This window comes from Cellulosilyticum sp., from assembly GCF_982396655.1.
In genome coordinates this window covers 20440-44581 of sequence record NZ_CEVXFV010000031.1, presented here as the reverse complement: position 1 = coordinate 44581, position 24142 = coordinate 20440, and the positions used below count along the sequence as shown (strand labels likewise).

The window sequence follows — 24142 nt, the reverse complement described above, 5'->3', positions numbered from 1 at the left end:
ATATACTAAAGATGAAAGTTATAGTAAAACAAGGACAACAAGGGATAGGAGAAAAAATGAGTTTACTTAAAAATAGAGAACAGTTAACAGGAGAAGTTATTACGCGTGAACATATATTTTATGAAGCTGAAAGACGTATGTGGAATAGAGCAATCGAAAAATATCCGTTAGCTATTGTTTTTTGTCGTACAGAAGAGGATGTAAGAAATAGCATTCTTTGGGCTAAAGAACAACAAGTCCCAATTAGAATTCGTTCAGGTAGACATCATTATGCAGGCTATTCAACAGGGAATGATGTATTAGTGATAGATGTGAGTTGCATGAATGGGATTGTGGTTGATGAAGTAGCAGGGAGTGTGACTATAGAAGGCGGTGTTAGAAACCGAGAGTTATATGAAGCAGTATGTCAGAAAGGTTACCCATTTCCAGGCGGTGGATGCCCTACTGTAGGTGCAGTAGGTTTTGCACTTGGTGGCGGCTGGGGATATTCAGCGCGTTTCTTAGGTTTAGGGTGTGACGCTATTGAAGAAGTGACATTAATTAACTATGAAGGTAAACGCATTATTGCCAATAAGACGCAAAATGCAGATTTATTTTGGGCACTTAAAGGAAGTGGCGGTGGACAATTTGGCGTGGTAGTAAAAATGCGTTTTAAGTTGCCTGCTAAAACCGAAGAAGCTACATTATTACGTTTAGACTTTAGTCATGTCACAAGAAATATGCAGATTGACTTATGGAAGCTTTGGCAAGAAACAATAAGTAGTGCATGTCCAGAAGTGAATTTCAAAATAAGCTTTTATAACTCCAGGGAAAAAGGAATAGGTGTATTGCTCATAGGAATTTATTATGGCGGCATACAAAAAGCACATGAAATAGTGGCACCATTTATAGCCTTAGGTGAAAAGATAGATGTAACTGTAAGGCCAATGACGGTATTAGAAGTAAACCGCTGGATTCAAGATGCGCACCCAGATTTTGAGCATTATGTATCTTCAGGACGATTTGTAAAGGAAGCTTTTGAGGAAGAAAAGTTGCATACACTTTTAGACCTTATTAATACCCGCCCAGAAGGCAGCTATTATACTGCCGTTTCGGGTTATGGTTTAGGTGGTAATATTAGAAAGCGCAATGCACAAGAAGCTTCTTTTGCTTATGGAGAGAGTGCTTATATTTTAGGATTTCAATCTGTATGGGAGGATAATAAAGAGAGCTATCAAAATCAGCAGTGGTTCAAACCAAAATTTGAGATTATTAAGCAGCTAACAGTAGGTTCATTTGTGAATTTTCCATCTGAACAATTAGATGCATATCGTGAAGCGTATTATGCGTACAATAAAGAAAGATTAATAAAGGTTCGTGAAAAGTACGATCCTTATAATGTATTTAATTTTGAACAAGGTTTATAAATGTTAAGAAAACACCCACTATAAGGTCACATAGACTTTATAGTGGGTGTTTTTTATAGAAGGGATGAATGGGTTATTACTAATATAATGTAAAAATTACAATACTGTGTATAAAAGTAGAAAAATTGACATTTTATAGGATGCATTATAAAATAAAAACGAACAAAATGTTAAGTATATAATAATGAAAGGCATATTATGAAAACAAATATAAAAAGATTTATTAACAAATATAAAAAGATACTAGATGCCATAGGGATTACAGTCATTATTATGATGTACTTTATACTAAAAGTAGCACTTATAAAAGTTAACGGGAGTGGTGAGGCATTTATAAGTATTTTTAATGGGCTTGTTTTAGATAATACATCAGTATGCGGTATACTTACAGAAATGCAGATAATGCTTATCTTATGTTTAACTATTTGGTATGGGACTAAGGGGTATATTATATCATTAATATTGTATGGTATTGCTGTAGGCAGTCAAATATTCCCGTTATTTCTAGGGGGAAAAATCATTTCTGTCATAGGAATGATTATGATGATAGGGGCTAGTATAATGTCCACTGTTATTTATATTTATAGAACATATTTAAATTATCAAAAGACCAAACTTCACGAAGTAGCAACTTATGATGGATTAACTGGTGTTATCAATCGTCAAACTTTTTTAAGCGAACTGAATAAACGTATTGAAAAAGATAAGCAGATTAACCCACCCTTTATAATTGTATTTATAGATATTGATGATTTCAAGAAAGTGAATGATTTAACAGGACATTATCAAGGAGATAGGTTATTACAAGGTATTGCGAAGGCTTGGAAAGATATAATTGTACCAGGAGATTTGCTAGGACGTATAGGCGGCGATGAGTTTGCATTAATTATTCCACGTAGGTTGAGTGATGATGAAATAAAGGCATATATCAAAAAGTTACAGCTTGCTTTAGAAAAGGATATTCAGCTAGAAAATTGTGGGCACAGTGTCACTGCTAGTTTTGGGGTGTCTAAATATCCAAGTGATTCAAAATCTGCCTATCAATTATTAAAATATGCAGATATGGCAATGTATGTAGCTAAGTCAGATGGCAAGAATCGATTGAAGTTCTTCTCAAAAGAGATGTATGAGACTATGACACGTAATGTGCAATTAGAAAATGCTTTGTCACAGGCGATTGCAAATAATGAATTTTATTTGATGTATCAACCACAATATGGCTGTCATAAAAAAAGTTTACGTGGCTTTGAAGTCTTATTACGTTGGCATTCAAAAGAATTAGGAACTGTATCACCTGCAGAGTTTATTTCAATAGCAGAAAAAACAGGGCTTATTGTAAGCATTGGTGAATGGGTGATGGAAACAGCGTGCAGTAGATTTAAAAAACTTATAGAAGCTTATGGGACTCATAAAATCTTATCCATTAATATTTCGGCACTGCAACTGCTAGAACCTAACTTTATAGAAATGGTAAAGCGTATATTAATGAAGACAGGATTTGATCCCCATTATTTGGAGGTTGAAATTACTGAATCTATATTTATTTCATCTAAAGAGTATATTATAAGTGTTTTAAATGAGTTAAAAGAAATGGGAATACATATTGCATTAGATGATTTTGGGACCAATTATGCTTCTCTAAGCTATATACAAATGTTGCCTTTAGATATACTGAAAATCGATAAATCATTTATTGATCATATCATAGATGAAAATAGTAAGACTAATTTAGTGGGGGCTATTATTTCTATTGCACAAGAACTTAATTATAAAGTTGTAGCAGAAGGTATTGAAAAACAAGAGCAAATCCAGTATTTAAGTGAAAAAGGTTGTGATTATGTACAAGGTTATCTTTGGGGCAAACCATTAATGGAAATAGAAGTTGACCAGTTATTAAATACGTTAGTATAAATTTTACATAGACCTAAAATATTTTTAGATAAATAGCTGAAAAGAGAGTGGAGGAGAGAGATGAGAAAAAAGTAAGGGGCCTTTTCTTAGTCGGTTTAATTGCTGTAATTTGTACAGGAACAATATTTGCTGGAGAAAAGGAAAATTCGAAGAACAAGCTTATTGCACAGATTATTAATGTAAAAAAGGGTAAAGGTGAAGTGGAAGAAAAACTACTTCAAACTGTGGTGAATAAGATAGAAGAAGACGAGGAAAACATCGTTTACGAGGAAGCCTTTATTTTAGGGTATCATTATTATATATTAAATGAATTTGAGAAGGCCGAAATCTATTTAGAGCATGCAAGCCTTGCGAAGGATGAGACAGTTAAATTGTATGCGACCATATTTTTAACGCAGATTTGGCTTAAGCAGGGATTAAATGAGGAAGTCATAGCAATTACCCAAAAGACGTTAGATGAAATGAGTCCAGCAACGTATAATAAAGAACATATTGCTATTACAGATTTTATGCAACAAATAATTTACTTAGAAAAAGGCAAGGACACCGTGATTGAAAGTATAGAAAAGGTACTTCAAGAGGAACAAAGACTTAATGTTGAAGTAATGTGTGACCTTAAAAATAAGCAAGCCGTACTTTATTTTTATAAAGGAAATTATGCAAGAGGAATTGAAAGATTTCTAGAAGTTATGGCACATACAGAAACTATGACGAATAAATATTATGGCGCTAAGGCACAGATTGATCTAGGGGTTATTTATGGTGCATTAGGAAATTATGAGGAAGCAGAAGCAAATTTTAAAGAAGCCCTTGAAATAGAGATTACTGACTTAGAAGATATGGCATTTATTAAGACTTATGCATCAATTAACTTATATGAAAACATGTTATATAAAGAAGACTATGAAGGTGTTAAGGCAATTAATGAGACGGTTTTATCTTATGCACAATATTTACCTGAGAATTTATATGAATCGATTGCGATTATGAATGACATATTTTTATGTAACTATTACATTAAAATTGGTGACCTAGAAGAGGCAAAATTACTGCTAAGGGAGATTGAAAGTAATCTTAAAGCACCTGAAGAGTATAGGTATCTTAGTGTACATACGAACTATATACTTTTAAAGGCAGCAAAAGCAAGAGCTGAAGGTGATGTGGCAGTAGCAGCTAATTTATATGGTAGTTTATTACAACAAGAAGATAAGCAGTTTAAGAAATATATTTTGAAAAATTTAAGTGAGCTTTTAAATGAGAATGGTTACTACAAAGAGGCAAATGAATATGAGCAGCAGCTTAGAATGCATTATGAACAAGAAGCTATTGCAGTCAATATGGACTATTCAGATTATGCCTTATATAAGTATGAAAATCAAAAGAAGTTAATGGAAGAAGCTAATCAGAAAATACGTAGGTATGTGTATATAACTATATATGGCATATTGTTATTAGCACTTATAGTTATGGCACTTTTAAAGTATATAAAACTTATACAAATAAATAAGTTAGATGGACTAACTAAAATTTATAATAGAAGATATTTTGAAGAGTATTATAGAAAGTTACAGAGCAGAGAACGCCTTTTTACAATTATGATTTTTGATATTGATTATTTTAAAAAGATTAATGATACATATGGTCACTTAGCTGGCGATGAAGTCATTAAAAAAGTTGTAGAAATTGCAAGAGGGTGTGTAGAAAGCAAGGGAAAGATATTTCGCTATGGCGGCGAAGAATTTGTGATTATGCTAGATGAAGTTTCCAAACAAAAAGCTTTACAGCTGGCAGAGAAGATAAGATGTACAATCGCACAACATGAATGGCAACAAGATATGAAGGTTACGATTAGCATAGGAATTACACAGGCTACTAAAGAAGAAAGAGATGTTTTGAATCAAGCAGATTTAAACTTATATACTGCAAAGGCGCAAGGAAGAAATCAAATTATTTATAAATAAGAAAAGAAAACGCGGCTTCCTTTTTACTATATGAGATTTGAGGAGGGTATGCTAGAATAGGACGTGGAGTGATTTAAAGGAAAATAGAAATGAGGAGGAGGATCAGATGAAGGATTTAACAAAGGGAAGTCCAAGCAAATTAATTATACAGTTTGCAATCCCTATATTAATAGGCAATTTATTTCAACTTTTTTATAGCTTAGTAGATACGCGTATTGTAGGAAGTACACTAGGAGATCAGGCATTAGCAGCAGTTGGGGCAACTAGTACGTTAAACAATTTAATCATAGGCTTTTTAATAGGGATTACTAATGGATTTGCAATTATTGTCGCGCGTAGATTTGGGGCAAAGGCATATGAAAGTATGCGTAAAGCTATAGCAGGAACGTTGAAGCTTGGCATATTCATTGCACTCATTTTAACTATTGTAAGTGTAGGTTTCTTAACACCTATTTTACATTTACTTAATATGCCAGAAGAATTAATGGCTAGTGGCAGTTTGTACATACGTATTATCTTAATGGGAATGATGGCAGCAATGCTTTATAATGTATGCGCTAGTATTTTACGTGCCATGGGTGATACAGTAACACCGCTTATATTTTTAATTATTTCTACTGTGTCCAATGTATTTTTAGACTATATTTTTATTTTGGGACTAAAAATGGGCGTAGAAGGTGCAGCATATGCCACAGTGATTTCACAAATTGGTGCGGCAGTACTTTGTTTTATTTATATGTGGAAGAAATATCCTATACTGCATTTGAAGAAAGAGGACTTTCGTGGTGAGGAGGGCCTTATGCAAGAACTTTTACGTTCAGGGCTTTCTATGGGACTTATGCAATCCTTTGTATCTTTTGGAACCGTGGCACTGCAAAGTGCAATTAATACATTAGGCACAAATACTATTGTCGCTCATGCTGGAGCACGTAAGGTAACAGAAATGTTTATGTTACCATTTAGTGTATTAGGCATGACAATGGCAACATATTGCTCACAAAATCTAGGTGCGGGAAAGATGAAGCGTATTAAGACTGGCTTATGGCAGGCGCTTATTATGGCCTGGATTTGGTGTGGTTTAGTTGTTCTTGCAAGTTATACAATTGCACCAAGCCTAATTAAGGCAATTACAGCAACCAAGGTACAAGAAGTAGTAGAGACGGGAAGTTTATATTTACGTATTGATACACTGTTATACTTTGTTCCAGCAGCTATTTGCATTATTAGAAATGCGCTACAAGGCATTGGGGACCATGTGACACCAATATTCTCAAGTGCGATTGAACTAGTGGGAAAAGTAATTGTGGCAGTGTGGCTTACACCAGTACTTCAGTATATGGGTATTATTTTGGCAGAACCTATTGTATGGGTACTTATGGTTATTCCCCTAGTTATAAAGATATTAACTATACCAGCTTTAAAACAAACTGAGATTATAAATGCTTAAATAGGAATGAAATGTAAAACATTTAATGAATGTATAAATATTCAGTTAAAACTAATATAAATAAAAATATTATATAATTTATTGACAATTTGAGATAAAAATGCTAATATTTATGCAAGTTAAAAAGACGTCTGTTTCAGTGTGAAATGAGACGTCTTTTTTTAAAATAAAAATAGAGTAAAAGGAGCAGAACTATGAAGAAAAAACTAGCCGTATTTAGCGCAGCTGCAATTGCAGTGAGTACGCTTAATATGCCACTTGTTTATGGCAGTAGCATTGATATGAGTTATTGGAAACAAAGACACAGCTATGATGAGATTGTTAAGCTATTTGAAAACTTAAATGAGAAATATCCTGGTTTAAGCGAAAGCTATAGCATTGGTAAGTCATGGGAAAATAGAGATTTGATTTGCCTTGAAATTACAGATGAAAGCATTGAAAATGCAGGTAAAACGGGAATTGGTGTATTTGCCAATATTCATGGGGGAGAAAGGGAATCTACGGAATGTGCTGCTTATACAGCACAGTGGCTTCTTGAAAATTCTGAAACAGAGCAGGTTAAGGAAATACTTGAAAACTATATTATTTATGTAGTGCCAGTAATTAATCCAGATGGTCATGAACAGGCGCAAGAAACAGGTATGCGTCAAGCAACAAGGCAAAACTTACGTCCTACGGACAATAATGGAGATGGGGTACCTTTTAATGACCCTTATGTTGACTTAGATGGAGATGGCTTTATTGCAAATGTTTATGCAGGTAAAGTTAATGATGATAAAGAAGTAGTTAAGATGCAATCATTAGGGAAAGAAAGTAAAGATGCAGATCATAATGGTATTTTAGGAGATGACCCTAAAAATAGTGGTATTGACTTAAATAGAAACTTTGACTTTACATATGGCGAAGCAGGAGATGGCGTACATGATAAATATGAAGGGCCATCAGCAGCATCAGAACCTGAAGTAGTAGCTGTGCAAAAATTCTTAGCAGAAAAACCAATGGCTGCACTTACAACAATGCACACTGGTATTCAATGTGTATTATATCCATGGGGATATAAAGCCGCTACAGCAGAAGAGTTAAATGACACAAAAGAGGGCATTGGCTTTATGGCGCAAACAGCTGAAAAGATGCGTGTAGCATATGAAAAAGCTGCTAAGAGAAATTTCTATGCAATGCAATCTTATGAAGATTATCAAACATATTCAGAACTTATTGATTATGCGTGGGGCAAACATAATATTCATGCTTATACAGTAGAAGTGTATAATGCACATATTTTAGAAAATATTCCTTATGACCCAAATCATGATCCAGCAAATGCGGATATTTGTAGTTGGAATGGTAGTGTACCAGAAGAAAAATGGCAATTCTATACACATGACGAGATAGAAAGTAAATTAGGCTTAGACCCATCAAAATTAGTTGTAACAGACACCGTGACAAAAGAACAAAGAAATTTAGCTGAAGATGAAGGCTTATGGTTCTATACACCAATGGATTCACAGCGCGGCGGTACATGGGCACCAGAAGATCAAGATATGATGGTAGAAGGGGCAAAAGATGCGGTACTTGAAATGATTTATAGTGAAGGAAAACTTGCACAAAAAGAAAGTGCAAATAGCACGGAAGTAGAAGAAGTAGCAGGTACTACGAATATGACACGTGGTGAGTTCGTAAAATTACTTGCAGAGACAATGAAGGTCGACACAGCAACTTATACTCAAAATCAGTTTAAAGATGTAACAGATGCACCATATGTAAACTGGGCAAAAGAAGTAGGCATTACAACAGGTAAGACAAAAGGTGAATTTGTGCCAAAGGCAGTGATTACAGAAGAGGAAAAAGCACTTATGTGTGAGAGAGCAGAAAAGGTAGCAACATCAGAAGATATTAAAGCTGCACTTAAAAACTTAAAATAACATCAGATGGCATTAAGAAAAGAGGCGCCGCGAAGCTAGTTATAGTTTCATGGCGCCTTCTTTTCGTTTATACAGTACCAAACCTGCGCATGAGGTCTTAATTTTTATGCGTAGAGTTTTAGCTTTTAAAAGTAACTTAGATGAATAAAAGAAAAAAAGAAAGAATATGGGTTATATAGAGAATTAAAGAGGAGTGTGTGTAAATGAAAAGACTCATTGGCATAATGCTTATTTGTATAACCTTAATATTTACAAGTTGTTCATCTATAATAGATGACACGTGGCGGGATGGAGATGCTGAGCTAGAAGCGTATGATATAGAGAATCTAAGAGCACATTATACAACAATAAAAGGTAATGGTGAAGATGTGGTAACTATTATGATTTATATGATAGGTTCAGACCTCGAAGCAGATGGCTTAGGATATGCTTCAGCAGATATTGAAGAGATGCTAGAAGCGAATATAGGTGAGAATGTAAATCTTATTTTACAAACAGGAGGGGCAACATCTTGGAAAAATACCAACATTAAGGGGGGGACATGTCAACGTTTTATTATAAAGAATGGTCAGCTAGAGGAAGTCGCGAACTTAGGATGTATTAACATGGTAGACCCTAATAGTGTCACAGACTTTATTAGATGGGGAAGTAAAGTGTATGAAGCTAATCGCTATGAATTGATATTTTGGGATCATGGTGGCGGCACAGCTATGGGGTATGGCTATGATATGTATTATAAAGATGAAATGCTGGAATTACCTGAAATAGGTGAGGCGCTTAAGAAAGGCGGTGTAAAATTTGACTTCATAGGTTTTGATGCGTGTCTTATGGGAACTATTGAAACAGCATATATGCTAGAAAAATATGCAGATTACCTTATTGCATCAGAAGAAACAGAACCAGGGGCAGGTTGGGGATATACAAAGTGGCTAGATGCTATAAGTAGGAATCCTTCTATTGCAACGCTAGAATTAGGACGTATGATTATAGATGATTTTGTAAGTGGATGGGAAAAAATATTTGAAGATTGTACCCTATCTATTATAGAACTTAGAGAAATACCTTATACGTATCAGATGCTTTGCAAATATATGGCAGATTCTACAGTTGTACTAGAAAATTATGGTTTCAAGGAATTATCTGAAGCTAGAGCCACAGCTAAAGCTTTTGGTGAGGGGGGCTATGAACAAATTGATATTATTGATTATGTGAATAAGGCAGAGGTAGAAGGCGGTGACAGGGTAAAGGCGGCAATTAATCGTGCAGTTAAATATACAAAGGATAATACGAATGATGCATATGGGCTTGCTATGTATTATCCTTATGATGCTTTAGAATACTATGAAATGATTAGTAAGGAGATGGCCTCTTTTGATTATGGGGATGAATGTACGACCTTTTTTGATAAGTTTGTAAGTATATTAGCAGATGGGCAAATGAGAAGTACAGGTATTAAATCGAAGAATGAGGCGCTAACAGGCAGACAAGAGGATGAAAACCATATAGATTATACGCAGTTTAGTTGGTATGAACCAGAGGAAGGCGATGCTTATACAGATGTTTATGCGGCGACAGCATATGAGGAGAGAGACATTGTAGATATGGGTGAATATTATATATTGCCAATGTCAGATGAGGATTGGGATCTTATTACTTATATAGAGCAGCAGGTTTTTATAGATGATGGTAGAGGCTATATTGATTTAGGAGCAGATAATGTGTATGCGCTAGATGAAGACAGTAACTTAAAAGTTGACTTTGATTATACGTGGGTTGCAATTGCGGGAGAGATTGTACCTTTTTATGCAGAAAAAGAAGTAGATGACAGTGAAAAAGGTTGGTATACTTATGGTTATGTACCAGCTGTTTTAAATGATGAGAAGGAAATTCAGATTATATTATGTTGGGACGCTATACATCGCGAAGGATATGTAGCGGGTTATAGGGAAACCGAAGGAGAAATGACAACGGCAGCTAAAGGGTTAAAACAATTAGAAAAAGATGATAAAATAGATTTTGTATGTGATTATTATACGTATGAAGGAAAGTATGAAAGTAGTTATTATTTTGGTGAATCTATTATTGTAAGAGATGCCCCGCTTACAGTAAGCTATGAAGAGATAGGGGATGAGATGATAGAATTATGTTTTAGGCTTACGGATATCTATCAAAATAATTTTTGGACAGAGACTGTAAGATATGAAATAGAAAAGTAAAGAGGAGACTAACAAGTGACAATACGGCATTTAAAAATATTTATAGCTGTTGTGGAAATGGGAAAAATGAGATTGGCAGCTGAAAAATTATATATTTCTCAGCCTGCTATTAGTCAAGCAATACAAGAACTTGAAAATTATTATAATGTGAAGTTATTTGAACGATTAGGCCAAAAGCTGTATTTAACTGAAAGTGGCAAAAAGCTTTTAGCTCATGCAAGGCATTTGGTGGATTCTTTTGAGCACTTAGATTTAATGATGAAAAATGAAGGGGCTTGTCCAAAGATAAGAATAGGTGCAAGTGTTTCTGTAGGAACGTATTTATTAAATGATATTCTTGATCAGGTAGAAGAAGCAATACCAGATGCAGAGTTTCAGGTAATAGTACATAACACCTCTAAAATAGAAGAAATGATAAAAAATAGTGAGTTAGACTTAGGAATTGTTGAAGGTGTTGTAAGTAATAATGATTTAGTGATAGAGCCAATAGGTCGTGATGAACTAGTGATTATTGTCGGTAAGCGACATCCGTTATTTAAAGCAGAAAGTATAAGCTTTAAGGAGTTAGGTGAGCAAACTTGGATTGGCAGAGAAGCAGGTAGTAGTAATAGAAATCAATATGAACAGCTTCTGATGAAAGGATATCCAGACCTTGAGCATAAGTGGCGCTGTACCAACACAGAAACGATTAAACAAACTGTGATTAATGGAAGGGGGCTAGCTATTATTTCTAATATGCTGATTCAAAAGGAAATTAAAGAAGGAACGTTACGCATCTTACCTGTGAAAGATGTTAAGGTGGAAAGAGATATTAAGCTGATTTATCATAAAAATAAATTTATTTCATCAGCCCTTGAAGCTGTGGTACAAATTTGTAAAGGCACCTCTCAGAAATAAAATTGAGAGGTGCCTTTTAGCACATTAAAATATCATATATAGAAGTGTCCCAATAATACCGCTTCCGAAAATAACAGCAATAGCATTTACTTTAAATTTCCTAAGTGCTACAAGACCACCTACGAAGAGACCAAGCTCAATCAAACGTAAATCGCTAAAATTAATGTTTGATGAAGAAGCATTGAAGAGGGCAAGACAAAGGATTGAAAGCCCAGCAGAAGCAATAAGTGCGACCACCGCAGGACGTAATGCTGAAAGGACAGTTTGCACACCTGTAAATTTACGATATTTATAGTAGAAGAAAGCTAAGGTGAGACAGATAAAGAAGGATGGGATAATACATCCTAACGTACAAATAATTGCACCAGGAACACCTGCTAGACGTGTCCCTACGAATGTTGCTGAGTTAATAGAAATAGGACCTGGTGTCATTTCTGCGATAGTGATAAGGTCTGTAAATTCTGCCAGTGTCATCAGTTTATGTACATCTACAATCTGAGATTGAATAAGTGGAATGGCAGCATAACCTCCACCTACACTAAAAAGTCCTACTTGAAGAAAGCTTAAAAATAGTTTTAAAATCATGATTTTACATCTCCGTTCTTTCTTATTAATTCAAAGCATAAGTCAAGTATACCTAGTGTTAAACAGACAAGAATAACCGTCATGGCACTGACATTTAAGAAATAAGTAGCCAAAAAGCTAACAATCATGAGCAAGATATAAGCAAAACGTCTTGTTTTACAAACATTTTCAGCAAGCTTTAGGACAACATCAAATATAACAGCAGCAACACCAGCACGCATGACCTGAAGTGCAATAGCTATAATTTTATTTTCTCTAAACTGTGTGTAAAAGAGTGAGATAAGAGAAATAATAATCATAGGAGGTAAGGCAGTTCCTAATATAGCAACTAACGAACCTATAATACCGCACATACGATAACCTAATATAACAGAGGCATTAATAGGAATAGGACCTGGTGAAGATTGTGCAATAGCTGTGATATCTAACATTTCATCTTCATCTAACCAACCAAGTTCTTCCACAAATTTTTTCTTCATTAATGAGACAATTACGAACCCACCACCGAAGGTGAAGGCACTTAAAGTAAAGGTCGCTTTAAAAAGCTCCCAGAGTATAGCAAATTTATTATTTTTATTTTGCATGATTTACTCCTCCAAATTTATATTTATAAGTATATTTTAAAAGACGGGTATAAATAAGTAAAATACATAAAGTTTATCAAACTGATAAGTAAAACTTATGTATATTCTGCCGATTGATGGTAAATGCTAAATCTTAGAAAGCATAATAAATTTATACTTTAGAAAAGGAATAAAATGGTTGGAGGAGCGTTATGATTAAAAAGCTTTTAAGAAGTGCAATGATAGGTATGCTAGTCCTTAGCACGGTGGCTGGCTGTGGAAATACTGCAACAACACCAGAGGGACAAAATAATACGACAAATAGTACACAAACAAATGCAGGTTTTAAAATAGGCATGGTGACAGATTTAGGGAGTATAGATGACAAGTCGTTTAATCAGCTTACATGGGAAGGCATCAAGCAGGCAGATGCAACTTATGGTACAACATCTAAGTACTTAAAACCTGGCAGTGCAGACCAAGTAGATTTACAGAAAGAAGTAACCAACTTATATGATGCAGGATTTCATTTCATTGTTACACCTGGTCATAAGTTTGCAACAACGATTTACACAGTACAGGATTTATACCCAGATGCTAAATTCGTTATATTAGATGCAGTACCTATGAGTAATGATGGCACTCAAAAAGTAGGCGATAATACAGTTGTAGCACTCTTCAAAGAACAGGAAGCAGGATTTTTAGCAGGCGTTGCAGCAGCAGTAGAGATTAAGGAAGGCAATGCTGGTTTTATAGGTGGCATGGAAACAGAAGCTGTACAACGTTTTAACTGGGGATACCAACAAGGTATTAAGTATGCAAATGATAAATATGGTACAAAGATTAATATGGACCCAGTTAACTTCATTTATCAAGGCACCTTTTCAGAGGTTGCAGCAGGTCAGCAAATCAGTGCACAAATGTATGATCGAGGTGTGAATTTTATCTTTAGTGCAGCGGGTGGTGTAGGATCTGGTGTCATTAAAGAAGCCAGAGAACGTGCAGGCCGTGGGGATAAAGTATGGGTCATTGGTGTAGACTCAGACCAATATGATGAAGGAATTTATAGTGACAATCAATCCGTTATTTTAACATCAGCTCTTAAAAATGTAGGAACAGCGACCTTTAATATTATTGGTGAAGAAGTAAATGGCGCTTTCCCAGGCGGACAAACACTTCATTTTGGGGTAGAAAATAATGGTGTAGGTCTCCCAGCCAATAATCCTAATTTAAGTGAAAAGACGATGGCTACAGTTAATGAAGTTTATGGACAGATGCAAAGCGGACAGATTGTAGTAAATGGAAGTGGAGAAGGACTAATTAAGTAACACCTAAAAATAAACGGTAAAAATAAAAAATCAAAAAATCAAAAAGTGGAATAGAAGAGATGGGTGGTATGACACTGAGGCGTCTGGGTGTTGTACCGCCCTTTTTTGGAGTGATATAATAAGATGTTTAAAGTTAGATGAAAGAGGACATATAGATGAAAAAAGGTAAGCAGAAGATAATTGAAGCAGCATTTAATGTGATTTTGCAAAAGGGAATTAAAGATACATCTGTAAGAGATATTGCTAAGGAGGCAGGAATTAGTGTAGGGACCTTTTCTTATCATTATCCCAATAAAGAAGCCTTATTCTTCGATGTGTTTGAGATGATGGTCTCAAGGCAAGATGAAGCTTTAGAAAAAGGATTTGCAAGTAATACATTGGAAGAAAAGAAAGTAGCACTTGTAGAACTTTTTAAAGAAGCTACAACTAATGAGTGTTTTATGAAACTGAATTATTATTTATTAGGTGAGGCATTTGGACAAAATACTTTAATGTTAGAGAAGATGAAGGCAAAGTATGAAGCATGGCGTGTGCAATTTGCCACTTATCTAGAAGAAGAGATTAAGATGCAAAATAAACGATTAAGTGCAAGTTTGTTTTTAGCTATGATTGATGGTGTGATGTTACAGTTACTTTTAGATGAAAAAAGTATTGATATAGAAGAGATGGCAGATTACGTCATTAAGTTATTATATGAATAAGATTGACATAAGAGATAGGGTGTGATAAAGTGAATCTTATCGTACAGATGTACGAAGAATAAAATAAATCTTTGGAGGACAGAAGAATGCAACAAGAGAGTTTATTGCAAGAGGACACAAAGAAGTTGTTCTTTAAATATTTACTGCCATCCATTAGTGCAACTTTAGTAACATCTATTTATGTACTTGCAGATACCATTATGATTGGTCAAGGTATTGGTGCTAGTGGTATTGCAGCACTTAATTATATTTTGCCTATATTTACATTATTTTTTGGTACAGGGTTGTTATTAGGCGTAGGGGGAGCAGTCCTTATGTCTGTATCAAATGGACGAGGCGACAAGAAGATGGCAAATACGTATTTCACAAGTGCTGTCATTTGGGGAGCAATTATAGGAATAATATATATGGTCGTAGGGAGTATTTTTTTAAAACCTATTGGTTATATGTTAGGAAGTGATGCAAGTAATATCGACTTATTTACAAGCTATGGTCGTTATCTTATAGGCTTTGCACCTGTATTTGTATTTTCAAGTTTATTACAAGCATTTGTAAGAAATGATCATGCACCTAAACGTGCCATGATTGCTGTTATTTCTGGTGGTGTGATGAATATTATTTTGGACTATGTGTTCATCTTCATTTTTAAGATGGGGATGGCGGGAGGTGCTATTGCAACTGTAATAGGTTCAGTAACATCTGTCATTATTTTACTCACACATTTTAAATCAAGGCATAATACAATGCGATTTGTAAAAATAGAGCAACCATTTAAAATTCTAATAGGTATTTTACATAGTGGCTTTCCTAGTTTTTTAATAGAAATTGCGAGTGGTATAGTAGTTCTTGTGTTTAATTTACAACTCTTAAAATATGTGGGTGAAACGGGTGTAGTTGTTTATAGTATTATTGCCAATACAGCTATTGTAGCCATGTCTTTATTTAATGGGGTGTCTCAAGGGGCACAGCCTATTATGGCGACTAATTATGGAGCAAAAAAGCCAGAACGTGTTATTGAAGTAAGAAGATTGGGGGCTATAACAGCCTTAGTTATCGGCGTTATCATCTTTATATTAGGATTTTTATTCCCAGAGGTGGCTGTTAAAGCTTTCGTGAAACCAACGCCTGAAATTATACAAATGGCAAGAGGGGCTATTCGCATTTACTTTACAGCATTTATACTAATGAGTTTAAATATAGTATATAGCACATATTTTCAATCTGTTTTAAAAGCCAATTTGTCCATGATTATATGTCTTTTAAGGGGCGTAATAATAAGTCTTATTTTAGTATTTACCTTACCACTATTCATGGGGGTAACAGGCATTTGGCTTGTAATGCCGATTAACGAATTGATTACAGTATTAGTAGCATTGGCATTAGTAAAGTGGAATAAAATATAAAAAAGTATTGATATGAGCCTGAATGAATAAAGAAGCTATAAAACTGATGCAAGGTCAGGTTTTATAGCTTCTTTTGGTATTAGAAATGTTTAGGCACTAGAGTGAGAAATCCATAAAGACACCTAGAGCTGAGATATTATAGTAAAAGTTTCTAAGTGCAGTTTGATTTTTGGATAGCGCTAAGAAGTTTTCATAGCTGAGTTCATTATCATCTAAGATAGATGAATTTGCGAGTGCCTTGTTTTGTTCGGTTACAAGTTGTGATTTAGAAGAATTTGTAGCCATTTTTGTGCTAACTTCAGTACGGCTTACGAGGCTATTTAATGTACGTGTAGCAGTAGTTGAAGATAAAGCTGATTTGAGCTTAGATTCGTTGAGGCTTAAGGTACCATCACTATTTTTAGTAATACCGATAGTCCCTAAGTTGCTACTGCCGGCAGTAGTTACAGCTGAAAGTGATGATTTTAAAATGTTTAAGCGTGTTGTGGAAGAACTTGACTTATCATTTAAAAATTCTGTGGTAGTATTGTAAGCTTCAATATAATCTTTAGCTGCAGCAATAAGATCTGTATCTGTTGCGTTAGTTTTTAATGCATTTTTTAACGTCGTATTAGCCTTTTCTAAATCTGAATAATTACTATCAAATTGAGATAAGAATTTAGTAGCAGATAGTGTGGTATCTTTATCTGCTGAAGTATTAGTATATTTATTAGCAATGGCGTATTTACTAACTGTATTGTAATAATTAGCACCGGTGAAGATACTTGTTAAGGCATTAGAACTATTTGTACGAGATGTACTAGAGAAAAGATTTGTGTTAATCATGCTATTAATATAACGCATAGATTGGTAGTTAGAAATATTCATTGTATCACCTCCTTCAGTATATATATCGTAAAAAAATGGAAAAGATTAAAGGAAAATAAGTGGGATGAATTCCAAGGAATATATTGAATGTTGTTAAATATAATAGTAATGTATAAAGAAACTAACTAGATAATAAGTGCCTATTAGTCTATTTGTGAGGAGATGGTTTTATGAGTAAGAAAAACAATGATTGGATTGTAAAATTTGACTCTATCAAGAAAGAAAGCAAAGAAACTAAAAAACCAGAAAAGAAGGCACAAAAGGAAAAAAATACTATGATTTTTATTAATAGTAAAGTTAAAAATTTAGCATATGAAAAAAATGTAACCCTACATTACAGGGATAGTATATCTGATACATGGAAAGAGAGTGAAGCTAAGTTTGACCATGTAATTAATGAGCAGGAAGAGATTTGGTCTAAGGCAGCAAGCTTTAAAGGAGAATACATTGAGTATGCCATCAAATATGAAGTAGGTGGAAATACATACTGGGATAACAATAATGGTAAAAATTATAAAACCTATAAGGATGGTCGAACAATTTAATATAGAGAAACAAACTAAAAACTTGAAATATACGTGTAGATAAATAAGTTTCTCTCAATGATTTCACATGACTCAAAATGATGAATAACTAAAATTTATAAATATGAAATCTATAGTAGATTGTAAAGGGGTATTTGAAAATACCTCTTTTTTGTTTTATAGCATAATAGTTGTTATTTTTAGAAAATTCATTTATTATAAAGATATATTAAAAATTAGGAGGATTATAATGGAAGAACTTTATCTAAAGAATGTAATTGGTAATGAAAAAATTGCAAGTAAACCAACAGCAGAGATGATAGGCCCGTTATTACATATTCAATTGCCACTTGGTAAGCGGATGACATCTAGTTGGAAACCACCATCAGGTTATATATTAGAAAAAAGTATTATAGAAAATGTCCCTATTGAGCGTATTATACCTGATGGTGGTGGAAATGGTAAAGTTATTTTAATACTCCATGGTGGTGGATATGTTTGGCCTTTAATGGATTCAAGCCGTGAAGCAGCCATTATGTATTCTGAGTTTACAGATGGCAGTGAAGTTATTAATGTAGATTATCGCACAGCACCAACGGATGTCTATCCAGCCGCTTTAGAGGACTGTGTAGTAGCCTATAAATGGATTTTACAACAAGGGTACAAAGGCGAAGACATTTTGCTCATAGGAGAGTCAGCAGGTGGAGGATTGGTATTAGCATTATCACTCTATTTAAAGGAGCATAAGTTGCCACTCCCCAAGGCGGTTGTTGCAATATCGCCATGGGGAGATGTAGATGATAAATCTCCTTCACGTCGAATTAACTTAGATAAAGATTTATTGCTAGGAAGCAAAGGGTGTAGCATTGCAAATCAAGTGCAGAAACATGATTATGCAGGGAATTGGGATTTAAAAACACCTTATTTATCACCTGTTTATGGTGATTATACAGGCTTCCCTGATTTGTTGATTCAGGTAGGTACTTTCGAGGTGCTGTATGATGATAGTGTACGTATTTATGAGAAGGCAAAGGAAGCGGGCGTTAATGTAAAATTATCTAGTTATTATGGCATGTCACATTGTTTCCAAGAACTATTCACAAAACTTCCAGAAGGGCAAATCGCATGGCAAGAGATTAGGACATTTATGCGCCGAAGTTTTGGATTAAGTGAATAATATTAAAAATATTGACATAAATTCAAAGTGCCTATAAAATTAAGAGGCTAGATTATTATACGAGGAGAAGTAAAAACATGAAAAAACAAAAGTTTATTTTAACAGCAGTAGTAGCTTTAGGATTATGTTTTTCAGTAGGTGCAGCAACAGGGGTAAAAATTAGTGCAGAGCTTAAAAATCAGCCGATGCAGGTAAATGGGACAAGTGTTACAAAGGAAGTCATTACTTACAATAACACAACATATGTACCACTTCGTCAAGTTGGTGAGATGTTAGGGGCATCAGTAGGCTATCAAGATGGAATCGTGGTACTAGAAGGTGCACAGGCTGAAAGTAGCTGGGCATTTATGGGGTCAGAAGAAGAACCTTACTATGTTAATACAAAGCTTAATGCGGAGTTATATATTATAGATGACTATGATGATGGGGTGCCACTTGATACATGGTTAGAAACAGTTAAAAGTGATGAAAAAATTGAAGTTAAAAGCAAAAGCATGGAAAAAGCAGGCGATATGGATGTGGCTTACATGAATATAACAATTGATGGCTATAATCAAATTCAAGGTCATATTGTATATGAAGGTATTTGGAGAAGCTATACGATGTATTATGCAGATAATAAAGATGCAGCTAGCTTAAAAAAAGAGTTATTACAAGCAATTGCGGAAGATTTCTAAGAAATTATACATATAATATATTTAAAGGTGTATCACTCAAATTTTGAGCGGATACACCTTTTTTGGTGATTAAAGTATTAAATATTATTTGAAAAACTATTAAAAAGTTTAAAATTTTACTTAAATATAAAAATAACTTGACAAAACTACAAAAAACAATAATAATTTAGTAGTACCGATAAGAACTACTAAGTGGGGTAGACTTAGTATGTTAGTAAAATAGGAAATTAATCAAATGAATATATACAGGAGGCAATCTATATGAGTAATAAAGTAAGAGTAGGAATTGTAGGCTATGGAAATGTAGGTAGAGGCGTAGAAACTGCACTTAGACAAAATCCAGATATGGAACTTGTAGCTGTATTTACAAGACGTGCACCAGAATCAGTAAATATTCAAACACCATCAGCAAAGGTGGTCTCAATGGATGAAATTAAAGCGTATACAGATAAGATTGATGTTGTAATTCTTTGCGGTGGTTCAGCAACTGATTTACCAGTACAAGGACCAGAAATGGCAAAATTATTTAATACAATTGATAGTTTTGATACACATGCAAGAATTCCAGAGTATTATGAAGCTGTCAATGCAGCAGCTAAAGAAGCTGGTAAAACAAGTGTTATTTCAGTAGGTTGGGATCCAGGGTTATTCTCTATGATGCGTATGATGTCAGGTGCATTTTTACCAATGGGTGAAGATTATACATTCTGGGGTAAAGGTGTAAGTCAAGGACATTCAGATGCTATCAGACGTGTAAATGGTGTAAAAAATGGTATCCAATATACTATTCCAGTAGAAGATGCAATTAATAAAGTTAGAGCAGGTGAAAATCCAACACTTTCTACAAGAGAAAAACATACAAGAGAATGTTTCGTTGTGGCAGAAGAAGGAGCAGATAAAGCACAAATTGAAAATGATATCAAAAATATGCCAAACTACTTCTCTGATTACAATACAACAGTTCACTTTATTACAGAAGAAGAACTTAAAGCAAACCACAACAAAATGCCACATGGTGGATTTGTATTTAGAAGTGGTGTAACAGGTGCAAATGAAGAACATAAACAAATTATTGAGTTCTCTCTTAAACTAGATAGCAATCCAGAATTTACAGCACAAGTACTTGTTGCTTATGCGCGTGCAGTTGTAAGAATGAATAGAGAAGGTAGCCTGGGGGCTAAAACAGTATTTGATGTACCACTTGCATACTTATCAGCGAAATCTTCAGCAGAGCTTATTAAAAATTTATTATAAGATAATTTATAAGAAATAATGATATTGGGACTGTTATTGACAATATTGTGTTGTCAATAACAGTCCTTTTAGCGTTATAAAGAATAAAACCCCTTTGTAAAATCCCCAGGAGCATGTATAATTTAATAAGAACATTTATGTTAAGGAGAAGACTATGTATCAAGAAGAACCATATGAATTATTTGAAGGCGATATTAGAAAATTAGATGAACTTATTAGCCAACTAGAACTTTGGAGTGATGAATATACAATCAATCATAAAAAAGAAGAAATTAGACTTCCAGAATATATGGGATTACATGAAAATCTAGAAGAACTTAAGGGAGAGTTACAAGCGTTTATTGATGCAAGAAGAGCTGAAGGTGATGAAAAGATTGAAGCGTATGCTCAAAGCATTGCAGAAAAACTTGAAAAGTATAAGGAAACAGAAGACGTTATTCATGATTGGATAAGAGAAATTAAAAATGTTTATGTGCTTGTTATGAAATCATCTATTCTTGAAAAAAATAGAGATTATATTGAGCAGATTATGACTTCAGCGCAATAAGATAGTCATATAAAAGCAGATTCAAAGCAGATTATAAGTAGGAAAAAATTTACTTATAATCTGCTTTTTTAAAAGTTGTTATTAAAGACTTACTCACGTATAATGAAAATATAGTAGGTTACATAAAAATGTTGAGTTTAGGAGGGCAGTATGGGAATATATGAGGCGATACAGCAAGTTAATCAGCATAATAAGCAACATTTAGCAGTAGCAATGATTAAAGATAACGGTGAAGTTATAAGTTATACTTATGAAAAACTCTTTAGAGCAGCTGAAGATTTTACAAAACAGATGGCTTTACAGGGGATTTTACCTAAGGACCGTATTGTTATAGTGGGAGAGAATTCACCCCAGTGGCAGATGGCTTTTTTAGCAGTAATGCAATTAGGGAGCACAGCTGTACTTGTGGATGCGAGCTTGGCTGAAAGTGAAATTCTAAAATTGATACATCAGTCGGATTGTAGAGGTGTAGTAACATCGACACATTTATTAAAAGAGATGCCACAGTTAAGGACATTAGAGGTACCCGTCTTTGATATGTTAGCGTGCGGTAAGGTTATTAATGCGGCAAATATTAATAGCCCCTTACAGCTTACTGAAGATGGCGATGAAGAAGTAGCAATTATTATTTATTCATCGGGAACAACAAAGTCAGCTTCAGGGATTATGCATACCCATGAGGCAATGATTAGAACGATTGATATGACAGCCAAGGCAAATGGGTTAACAAGTGAGGAGCGTATTCTTTCTATTTTACCAAATAGCCATATTTATGGTGTGGTAACATGCCTATTAGGGTCAATGATGTTAGGCGCAAGCTTATATTATGTAGAATCTATTAATGGTCAGAGTCTAGTAAATGCTTTTAAAATATGTAGGCCAACTGTATTTCCAAGCGTGCCAAAGGTATTTGAGCTCTTTGAAAAGCAGATTATGAAAAAGATACAAGGGGGAAAACTAACTAAAACAGTTTATAATAAGTGTTTTCCACTTTGCTATAAGATGAGGGAGAAAACGGGTATTAATTTAGGCAAAGTAATATTTAAGAGTATTCATAAGGGATTTGGTGGAGAACTTAAGATTATGACGTCAGCAGGTGCCCCTATTGATTCTAAGGCAGCAGCGTTCTATTATGGGACAGGATTTAATTTGCTTATTACATATGGTCTTACTGAAACCAATATTCCTATTATAGGAAACAGAGGAAAAAATATTACAACGAATAGTTGTGGGACACCTTACCCAGATATTGAGATGAATATTATGCATCAAGATGAAAATGGGGAAGGTGAAATTTATATAAAATCCCCATATTTGATGAAGGGATATTTCAAAGATGAAAAAGCAACACAGGAAGCCTTTGAAGAGGGATGGTTTAAAACAGGTGATTTAGGTAAGCTAGATGAAAAGGGAAATCTTTGTATTACTGGACGTAGCAAAGAAAACATCGTTTTAGCTACTGGTAAGAAAGTGACACCAACAGATATTGAGAATAAATATAGTGCTGTACAAGGTATCAAAGAGTTAGTAGCCTGTGGCGTGCCAGTGGAAAACAAGGGCTATGATGAAGTTCATGTATTTGTTGTAAAAGAAGAGACGGCAAAGGAAGAAGAGATTATCAGTTGTATTAAAGAAAGAGGAAGCCAGCTCTCTCTTTATATGAAGGTGGCTAAAGTTCATTTTATCGAAGAAGTACCAAAGACTTCTCTTCAAAAGCCTAAACGCTATCTATTAAAAATGCAGGCATTACAGCAAGCAGAAATAGAAAATAGTGATCTTGTTGAAGCGTCAAAAGAAAAGCTTAAGAATGAAGAGGAAAGCCTTGAGGAAAAGGTGATAAGCAGTATTGTGAGTATAAGTGGGCTTCAAAAAGAGCTGATCACTATGGAATCTAAGATTTTTTCACAGTTAGGTATAGATTCTTTGGCAGCAATTGAGCTTGCGGCGCAATTAGATGAAGCATATAACGTAAAGGTGGAAACTATTTTTGCCCAAGATCCTACTGTAGGGGAAATTGTAACATTTATTAAGAAGCCACAATGTGAAGCTAAAACAATATCACAGATTTGCATTAAGCGTAAGCAGAGTCTGCATTATAATATATTTAAGGCTCATGCACTATTAGCACATTTTTTATATGATATTAAAGTGCATAATACGCATCATATTCCAGAAAATACGGGGTATATTATTTGTGCCAACCATGTGTCCAATTTTGACTTTTTATGGTTAGCTTCTAAATTTAAGAAGAAACAATTTTTGAAACTATCCTGTATGGGAAAAGCAGAGCTTGTTAATGATTCCTTTACAAGTAAGCTACTTACAGATATATGCGGCATTATTCCAGTAGAACGTGGTAGGATGAGCAGTGAAGTTTTAAAATGCTGTAAAAAACAATTAGATGAGAAGTGGGGACTCTTGATTTATCCAGAAGGAACAAGGAGTCATGATGGGAAACTTGGTAAGTTAAAGTTAGGCGCAGCAACGATTGCAACTGCAGCGAAGGTACCCATTATCCCAGCTTACATTAAGGGGGCACATGAGATATTTCCAAGAGGGCAAAAGATGCCGAACCTATTTAACTGGCATAAAATGCGTCGCTATGAAGTAGAAGTTGTGTATGGGGAACCTATTTTACCTCAGAATTATACACCAGAGGAGTTAACAGCATTAGTGGAACAATCACTTATCAAATTAAGTTAGTTAAATTTACCACTTATATAAATACAAGGTCAGACCAACACTAAAACAAGTGA

General features: G+C 34.4%; 19 protein-coding genes. 16 read left to right on the top strand and 3 right to left on the bottom strand.

Translation table 11 applies throughout. The features are described from left to right. Positions 1–11: 11 nt before the first annotated feature. The 7 genes from AC1VAQ_RS13320 (at position 12) to AC1VAQ_RS13290 (ending at position 11760) form a co-directional block, all read left to right on the top strand. Positions 12–1406 (top strand): FAD-binding protein, encoded by a 1395-nt coding sequence (locus tag AC1VAQ_RS13320; RefSeq protein ID WP_302595520.1) that lies wholly within the window; start codon positions 12–14, stop codon positions 1404–1406. Positions 1407–1604: 198 nt separating this feature from the next. Next, on the top strand, positions 1605–3317 hold the full coding sequence (locus AC1VAQ_RS13315; protein ID WP_302595522.1) for a putative bifunctional diguanylate cyclase/phosphodiesterase: 1713 nt from the start codon (positions 1605–1607) through the stop codon (positions 3315–3317). A gap of 47 nt (positions 3318–3364) precedes the next feature. Continuing rightward, positions 3365–5278 carry a diguanylate cyclase gene (locus AC1VAQ_RS13310; RefSeq protein WP_302595524.1) on the top strand — a complete coding sequence of 638 codons (1914 nt, stop codon included), beginning with the start codon at positions 3365–3367 and terminating at the stop codon, positions 5276–5278. Positions 5279–5384: 106 nt separating this feature from the next. Beyond that, entirely contained in the window at positions 5385–6725 is a 1341-nt protein-coding gene (locus tag AC1VAQ_RS13305; protein WP_302595525.1) for an MATE family efflux transporter, read from the top strand. 194 nt (positions 6726–6919) lie between these two features. Then, positions 6920–8647: a M14 family zinc carboxypeptidase gene (locus AC1VAQ_RS13300; RefSeq protein ID WP_302595527.1), complete on the top strand. Its 1728-nt coding sequence runs from the start codon at positions 6920–6922 to the stop codon at positions 8645–8647. Between the two features lie 203 nt (positions 8648–8850). After that, complete coding sequence (locus AC1VAQ_RS13295; RefSeq protein ID WP_302595528.1) at positions 8851–10863, top strand: clostripain-related cysteine peptidase; 2013 nt, start codon at positions 8851–8853, stop codon at positions 10861–10863. Between the two features lie 15 nt (positions 10864–10878). Next, on the top strand, positions 10879–11760 hold the full coding sequence (locus tag AC1VAQ_RS13290) for a LysR family transcriptional regulator (RefSeq protein ID WP_303243757.1): 882 nt from the start codon (positions 10879–10881) through the stop codon (positions 11758–11760). Positions 11761–11784: 24 nt separating this feature from the next. On the opposite strand, the gene AC1VAQ_RS13285 is transcribed toward AC1VAQ_RS13290, so the two are convergent. Further along, positions 11785–12345, bottom strand: coding sequence for a chromate transporter (locus tag AC1VAQ_RS13285; RefSeq protein WP_330697477.1), 561 nt, complete (start codon positions 12343–12345; stop codon positions 11785–11787). Beyond that, complete coding sequence (locus AC1VAQ_RS13280) at positions 12342–12929, bottom strand: chromate transporter (RefSeq protein WP_302595533.1); 588 nt, start codon at positions 12927–12929, stop codon at positions 12342–12344. Before AC1VAQ_RS13280 ends, AC1VAQ_RS13285 begins: the two co-directional genes overlap by 4 nt. A 191-nt stretch (positions 12930–13120) precedes the next feature. Here AC1VAQ_RS13280 and AC1VAQ_RS13275 point away from each other — a divergent pair, with 191 nt between their 5' ends. From AC1VAQ_RS13275 to AC1VAQ_RS13265, 3 genes are all read left to right on the top strand, one after another. Beyond that, positions 13121–14236, top strand: a complete 1116-nt coding sequence (locus AC1VAQ_RS13275) for a BMP family lipoprotein (protein ID WP_302595535.1) — start codon at positions 13121–13123, stop codon at positions 14234–14236. Between the two features lie 155 nt (positions 14237–14391). Continuing rightward, on the top strand, positions 14392–14937 hold the full coding sequence (locus AC1VAQ_RS13270) for a TetR/AcrR family transcriptional regulator (protein WP_302595538.1): 546 nt from the start codon (positions 14392–14394) through the stop codon (positions 14935–14937). 86 nt (positions 14938–15023) lie between these two features. Next, positions 15024–16340, top strand: a complete 1317-nt coding sequence (locus AC1VAQ_RS13265; protein ID WP_302595540.1) for an MATE family efflux transporter — start codon at positions 15024–15026, stop codon at positions 16338–16340. A 96-nt stretch (positions 16341–16436) separates the two neighbouring features. Here the strand turns inward: AC1VAQ_RS13265 and AC1VAQ_RS13260 are convergent, their stop codons facing one another. Further along, positions 16437–17207, bottom strand: coding sequence for a hypothetical protein (locus AC1VAQ_RS13260; RefSeq protein ID WP_302595543.1), 771 nt, complete (start codon positions 17205–17207; stop codon positions 16437–16439). Between the two features lie 170 nt (positions 17208–17377). Between AC1VAQ_RS13260 and AC1VAQ_RS13255 the strand changes: the two genes are divergently transcribed. The 6 genes from AC1VAQ_RS13255 (at position 17378) to AC1VAQ_RS13230 (ending at position 24089) form a co-directional block, all read left to right on the top strand. Beyond that, a complete protein-coding gene (locus AC1VAQ_RS13255; protein WP_302595546.1) occupies positions 17378–17752 on the top strand; it encodes a hypothetical protein in 375 nt (124 codons plus the stop codon). Between the two features lie 229 nt (positions 17753–17981). Further along, the gene (locus AC1VAQ_RS13250; RefSeq protein WP_302595548.1) at positions 17982–18908 is read left to right on the top strand and encodes an alpha/beta hydrolase; all 927 of its coding nucleotides are present in this window, start codon (positions 17982–17984) and stop codon (positions 18906–18908) included. A 77-nt stretch (positions 18909–18985) separates the two neighbouring features. Further along, entirely contained in the window at positions 18986–19585 is a 600-nt protein-coding gene (locus AC1VAQ_RS13245) for a stalk domain-containing protein (protein WP_302595550.1), read from the top strand. 261 nt (positions 19586–19846) lie between these two features. Then, positions 19847–20839 carry a diaminopimelate dehydrogenase gene (locus AC1VAQ_RS13240; RefSeq protein ID WP_302595552.1) on the top strand — a complete coding sequence of 331 codons (993 nt, stop codon included), beginning with the start codon at positions 19847–19849 and terminating at the stop codon, positions 20837–20839. A 154-nt stretch (positions 20840–20993) separates the two neighbouring features. Further along, on the top strand, positions 20994–21386 hold the full coding sequence (locus tag AC1VAQ_RS13235) for a hypothetical protein (RefSeq protein ID WP_302595554.1): 393 nt from the start codon (positions 20994–20996) through the stop codon (positions 21384–21386). A 150-nt stretch (positions 21387–21536) separates the two neighbouring features. Beyond that, positions 21537–24089: an AMP-binding protein gene (locus tag AC1VAQ_RS13230; protein ID WP_302595557.1), complete on the top strand. Its 2553-nt coding sequence runs from the start codon at positions 21537–21539 to the stop codon at positions 24087–24089. Positions 24090–24142 lie beyond the last annotated feature (53 nt).

What these genes read in the sequence shown, in the direction of transcription:
- AC1VAQ_RS13320 (WP_302595520.1), top strand. Translation starts at nt 12, where the DNA reads ATGAAAGTTATAGTAAAACAAGGACAACAAGGGATAGGAGAAAAAATG.
- AC1VAQ_RS13315 (WP_302595522.1), top strand. Translation starts at nt 1,605, where the DNA reads ATGAAAACAAATATAAAAAGATTTATTAACAAATATAAAAAGATACTA.
- AC1VAQ_RS13305 (WP_302595525.1), top strand. Translation starts at nt 5,385, where the DNA reads ATGAAGGATTTAACAAAGGGAAGTCCAAGCAAATTAATTATACAGTTT.
- AC1VAQ_RS13300 (WP_302595527.1), top strand. Translation starts at nt 6,920, where the DNA reads ATGAAGAAAAAACTAGCCGTATTTAGCGCAGCTGCAATTGCAGTGAGT.
- AC1VAQ_RS13295 (WP_302595528.1), top strand. Translation starts at nt 8,851, where the DNA reads ATGAAAAGACTCATTGGCATAATGCTTATTTGTATAACCTTAATATTT.
- AC1VAQ_RS13285 (WP_330697477.1), bottom strand. Translation starts at nt 12,345, where the DNA reads ATGATTTTAAAACTATTTTTAAGCTTTCTTCAAGTAGGACTTTTTAGT.
- AC1VAQ_RS13280 (WP_302595533.1), bottom strand. Translation starts at nt 12,929, where the DNA reads ATGCAAAATAAAAATAATAAATTTGCTATACTCTGGGAGCTTTTTAAA.
- AC1VAQ_RS13275 (WP_302595535.1), top strand. Translation starts at nt 13,121, where the DNA reads ATGATTAAAAAGCTTTTAAGAAGTGCAATGATAGGTATGCTAGTCCTT.
- AC1VAQ_RS13270 (WP_302595538.1), top strand. Translation starts at nt 14,392, where the DNA reads ATGAAAAAAGGTAAGCAGAAGATAATTGAAGCAGCATTTAATGTGATT.
- AC1VAQ_RS13265 (WP_302595540.1), top strand. Translation starts at nt 15,024, where the DNA reads ATGCAACAAGAGAGTTTATTGCAAGAGGACACAAAGAAGTTGTTCTTT.
- AC1VAQ_RS13260 (WP_302595543.1), bottom strand. Translation starts at nt 17,207, where the DNA reads ATGAATATTTCTAACTACCAATCTATGCGTTATATTAATAGCATGATT.
- AC1VAQ_RS13255 (WP_302595546.1), top strand. Translation starts at nt 17,378, where the DNA reads ATGAGTAAGAAAAACAATGATTGGATTGTAAAATTTGACTCTATCAAG.
- AC1VAQ_RS13250 (WP_302595548.1), top strand. Translation starts at nt 17,982, where the DNA reads ATGGAAGAACTTTATCTAAAGAATGTAATTGGTAATGAAAAAATTGCA.
- AC1VAQ_RS13245 (WP_302595550.1), top strand. Translation starts at nt 18,986, where the DNA reads ATGAAAAAACAAAAGTTTATTTTAACAGCAGTAGTAGCTTTAGGATTA.
- AC1VAQ_RS13240 (WP_302595552.1), top strand. Translation starts at nt 19,847, where the DNA reads ATGAGTAATAAAGTAAGAGTAGGAATTGTAGGCTATGGAAATGTAGGT.
- AC1VAQ_RS13235 (WP_302595554.1), top strand. Translation starts at nt 20,994, where the DNA reads ATGTATCAAGAAGAACCATATGAATTATTTGAAGGCGATATTAGAAAA.
- AC1VAQ_RS13230 (WP_302595557.1), top strand. Translation starts at nt 21,537, where the DNA reads ATGGGAATATATGAGGCGATACAGCAAGTTAATCAGCATAATAAGCAA.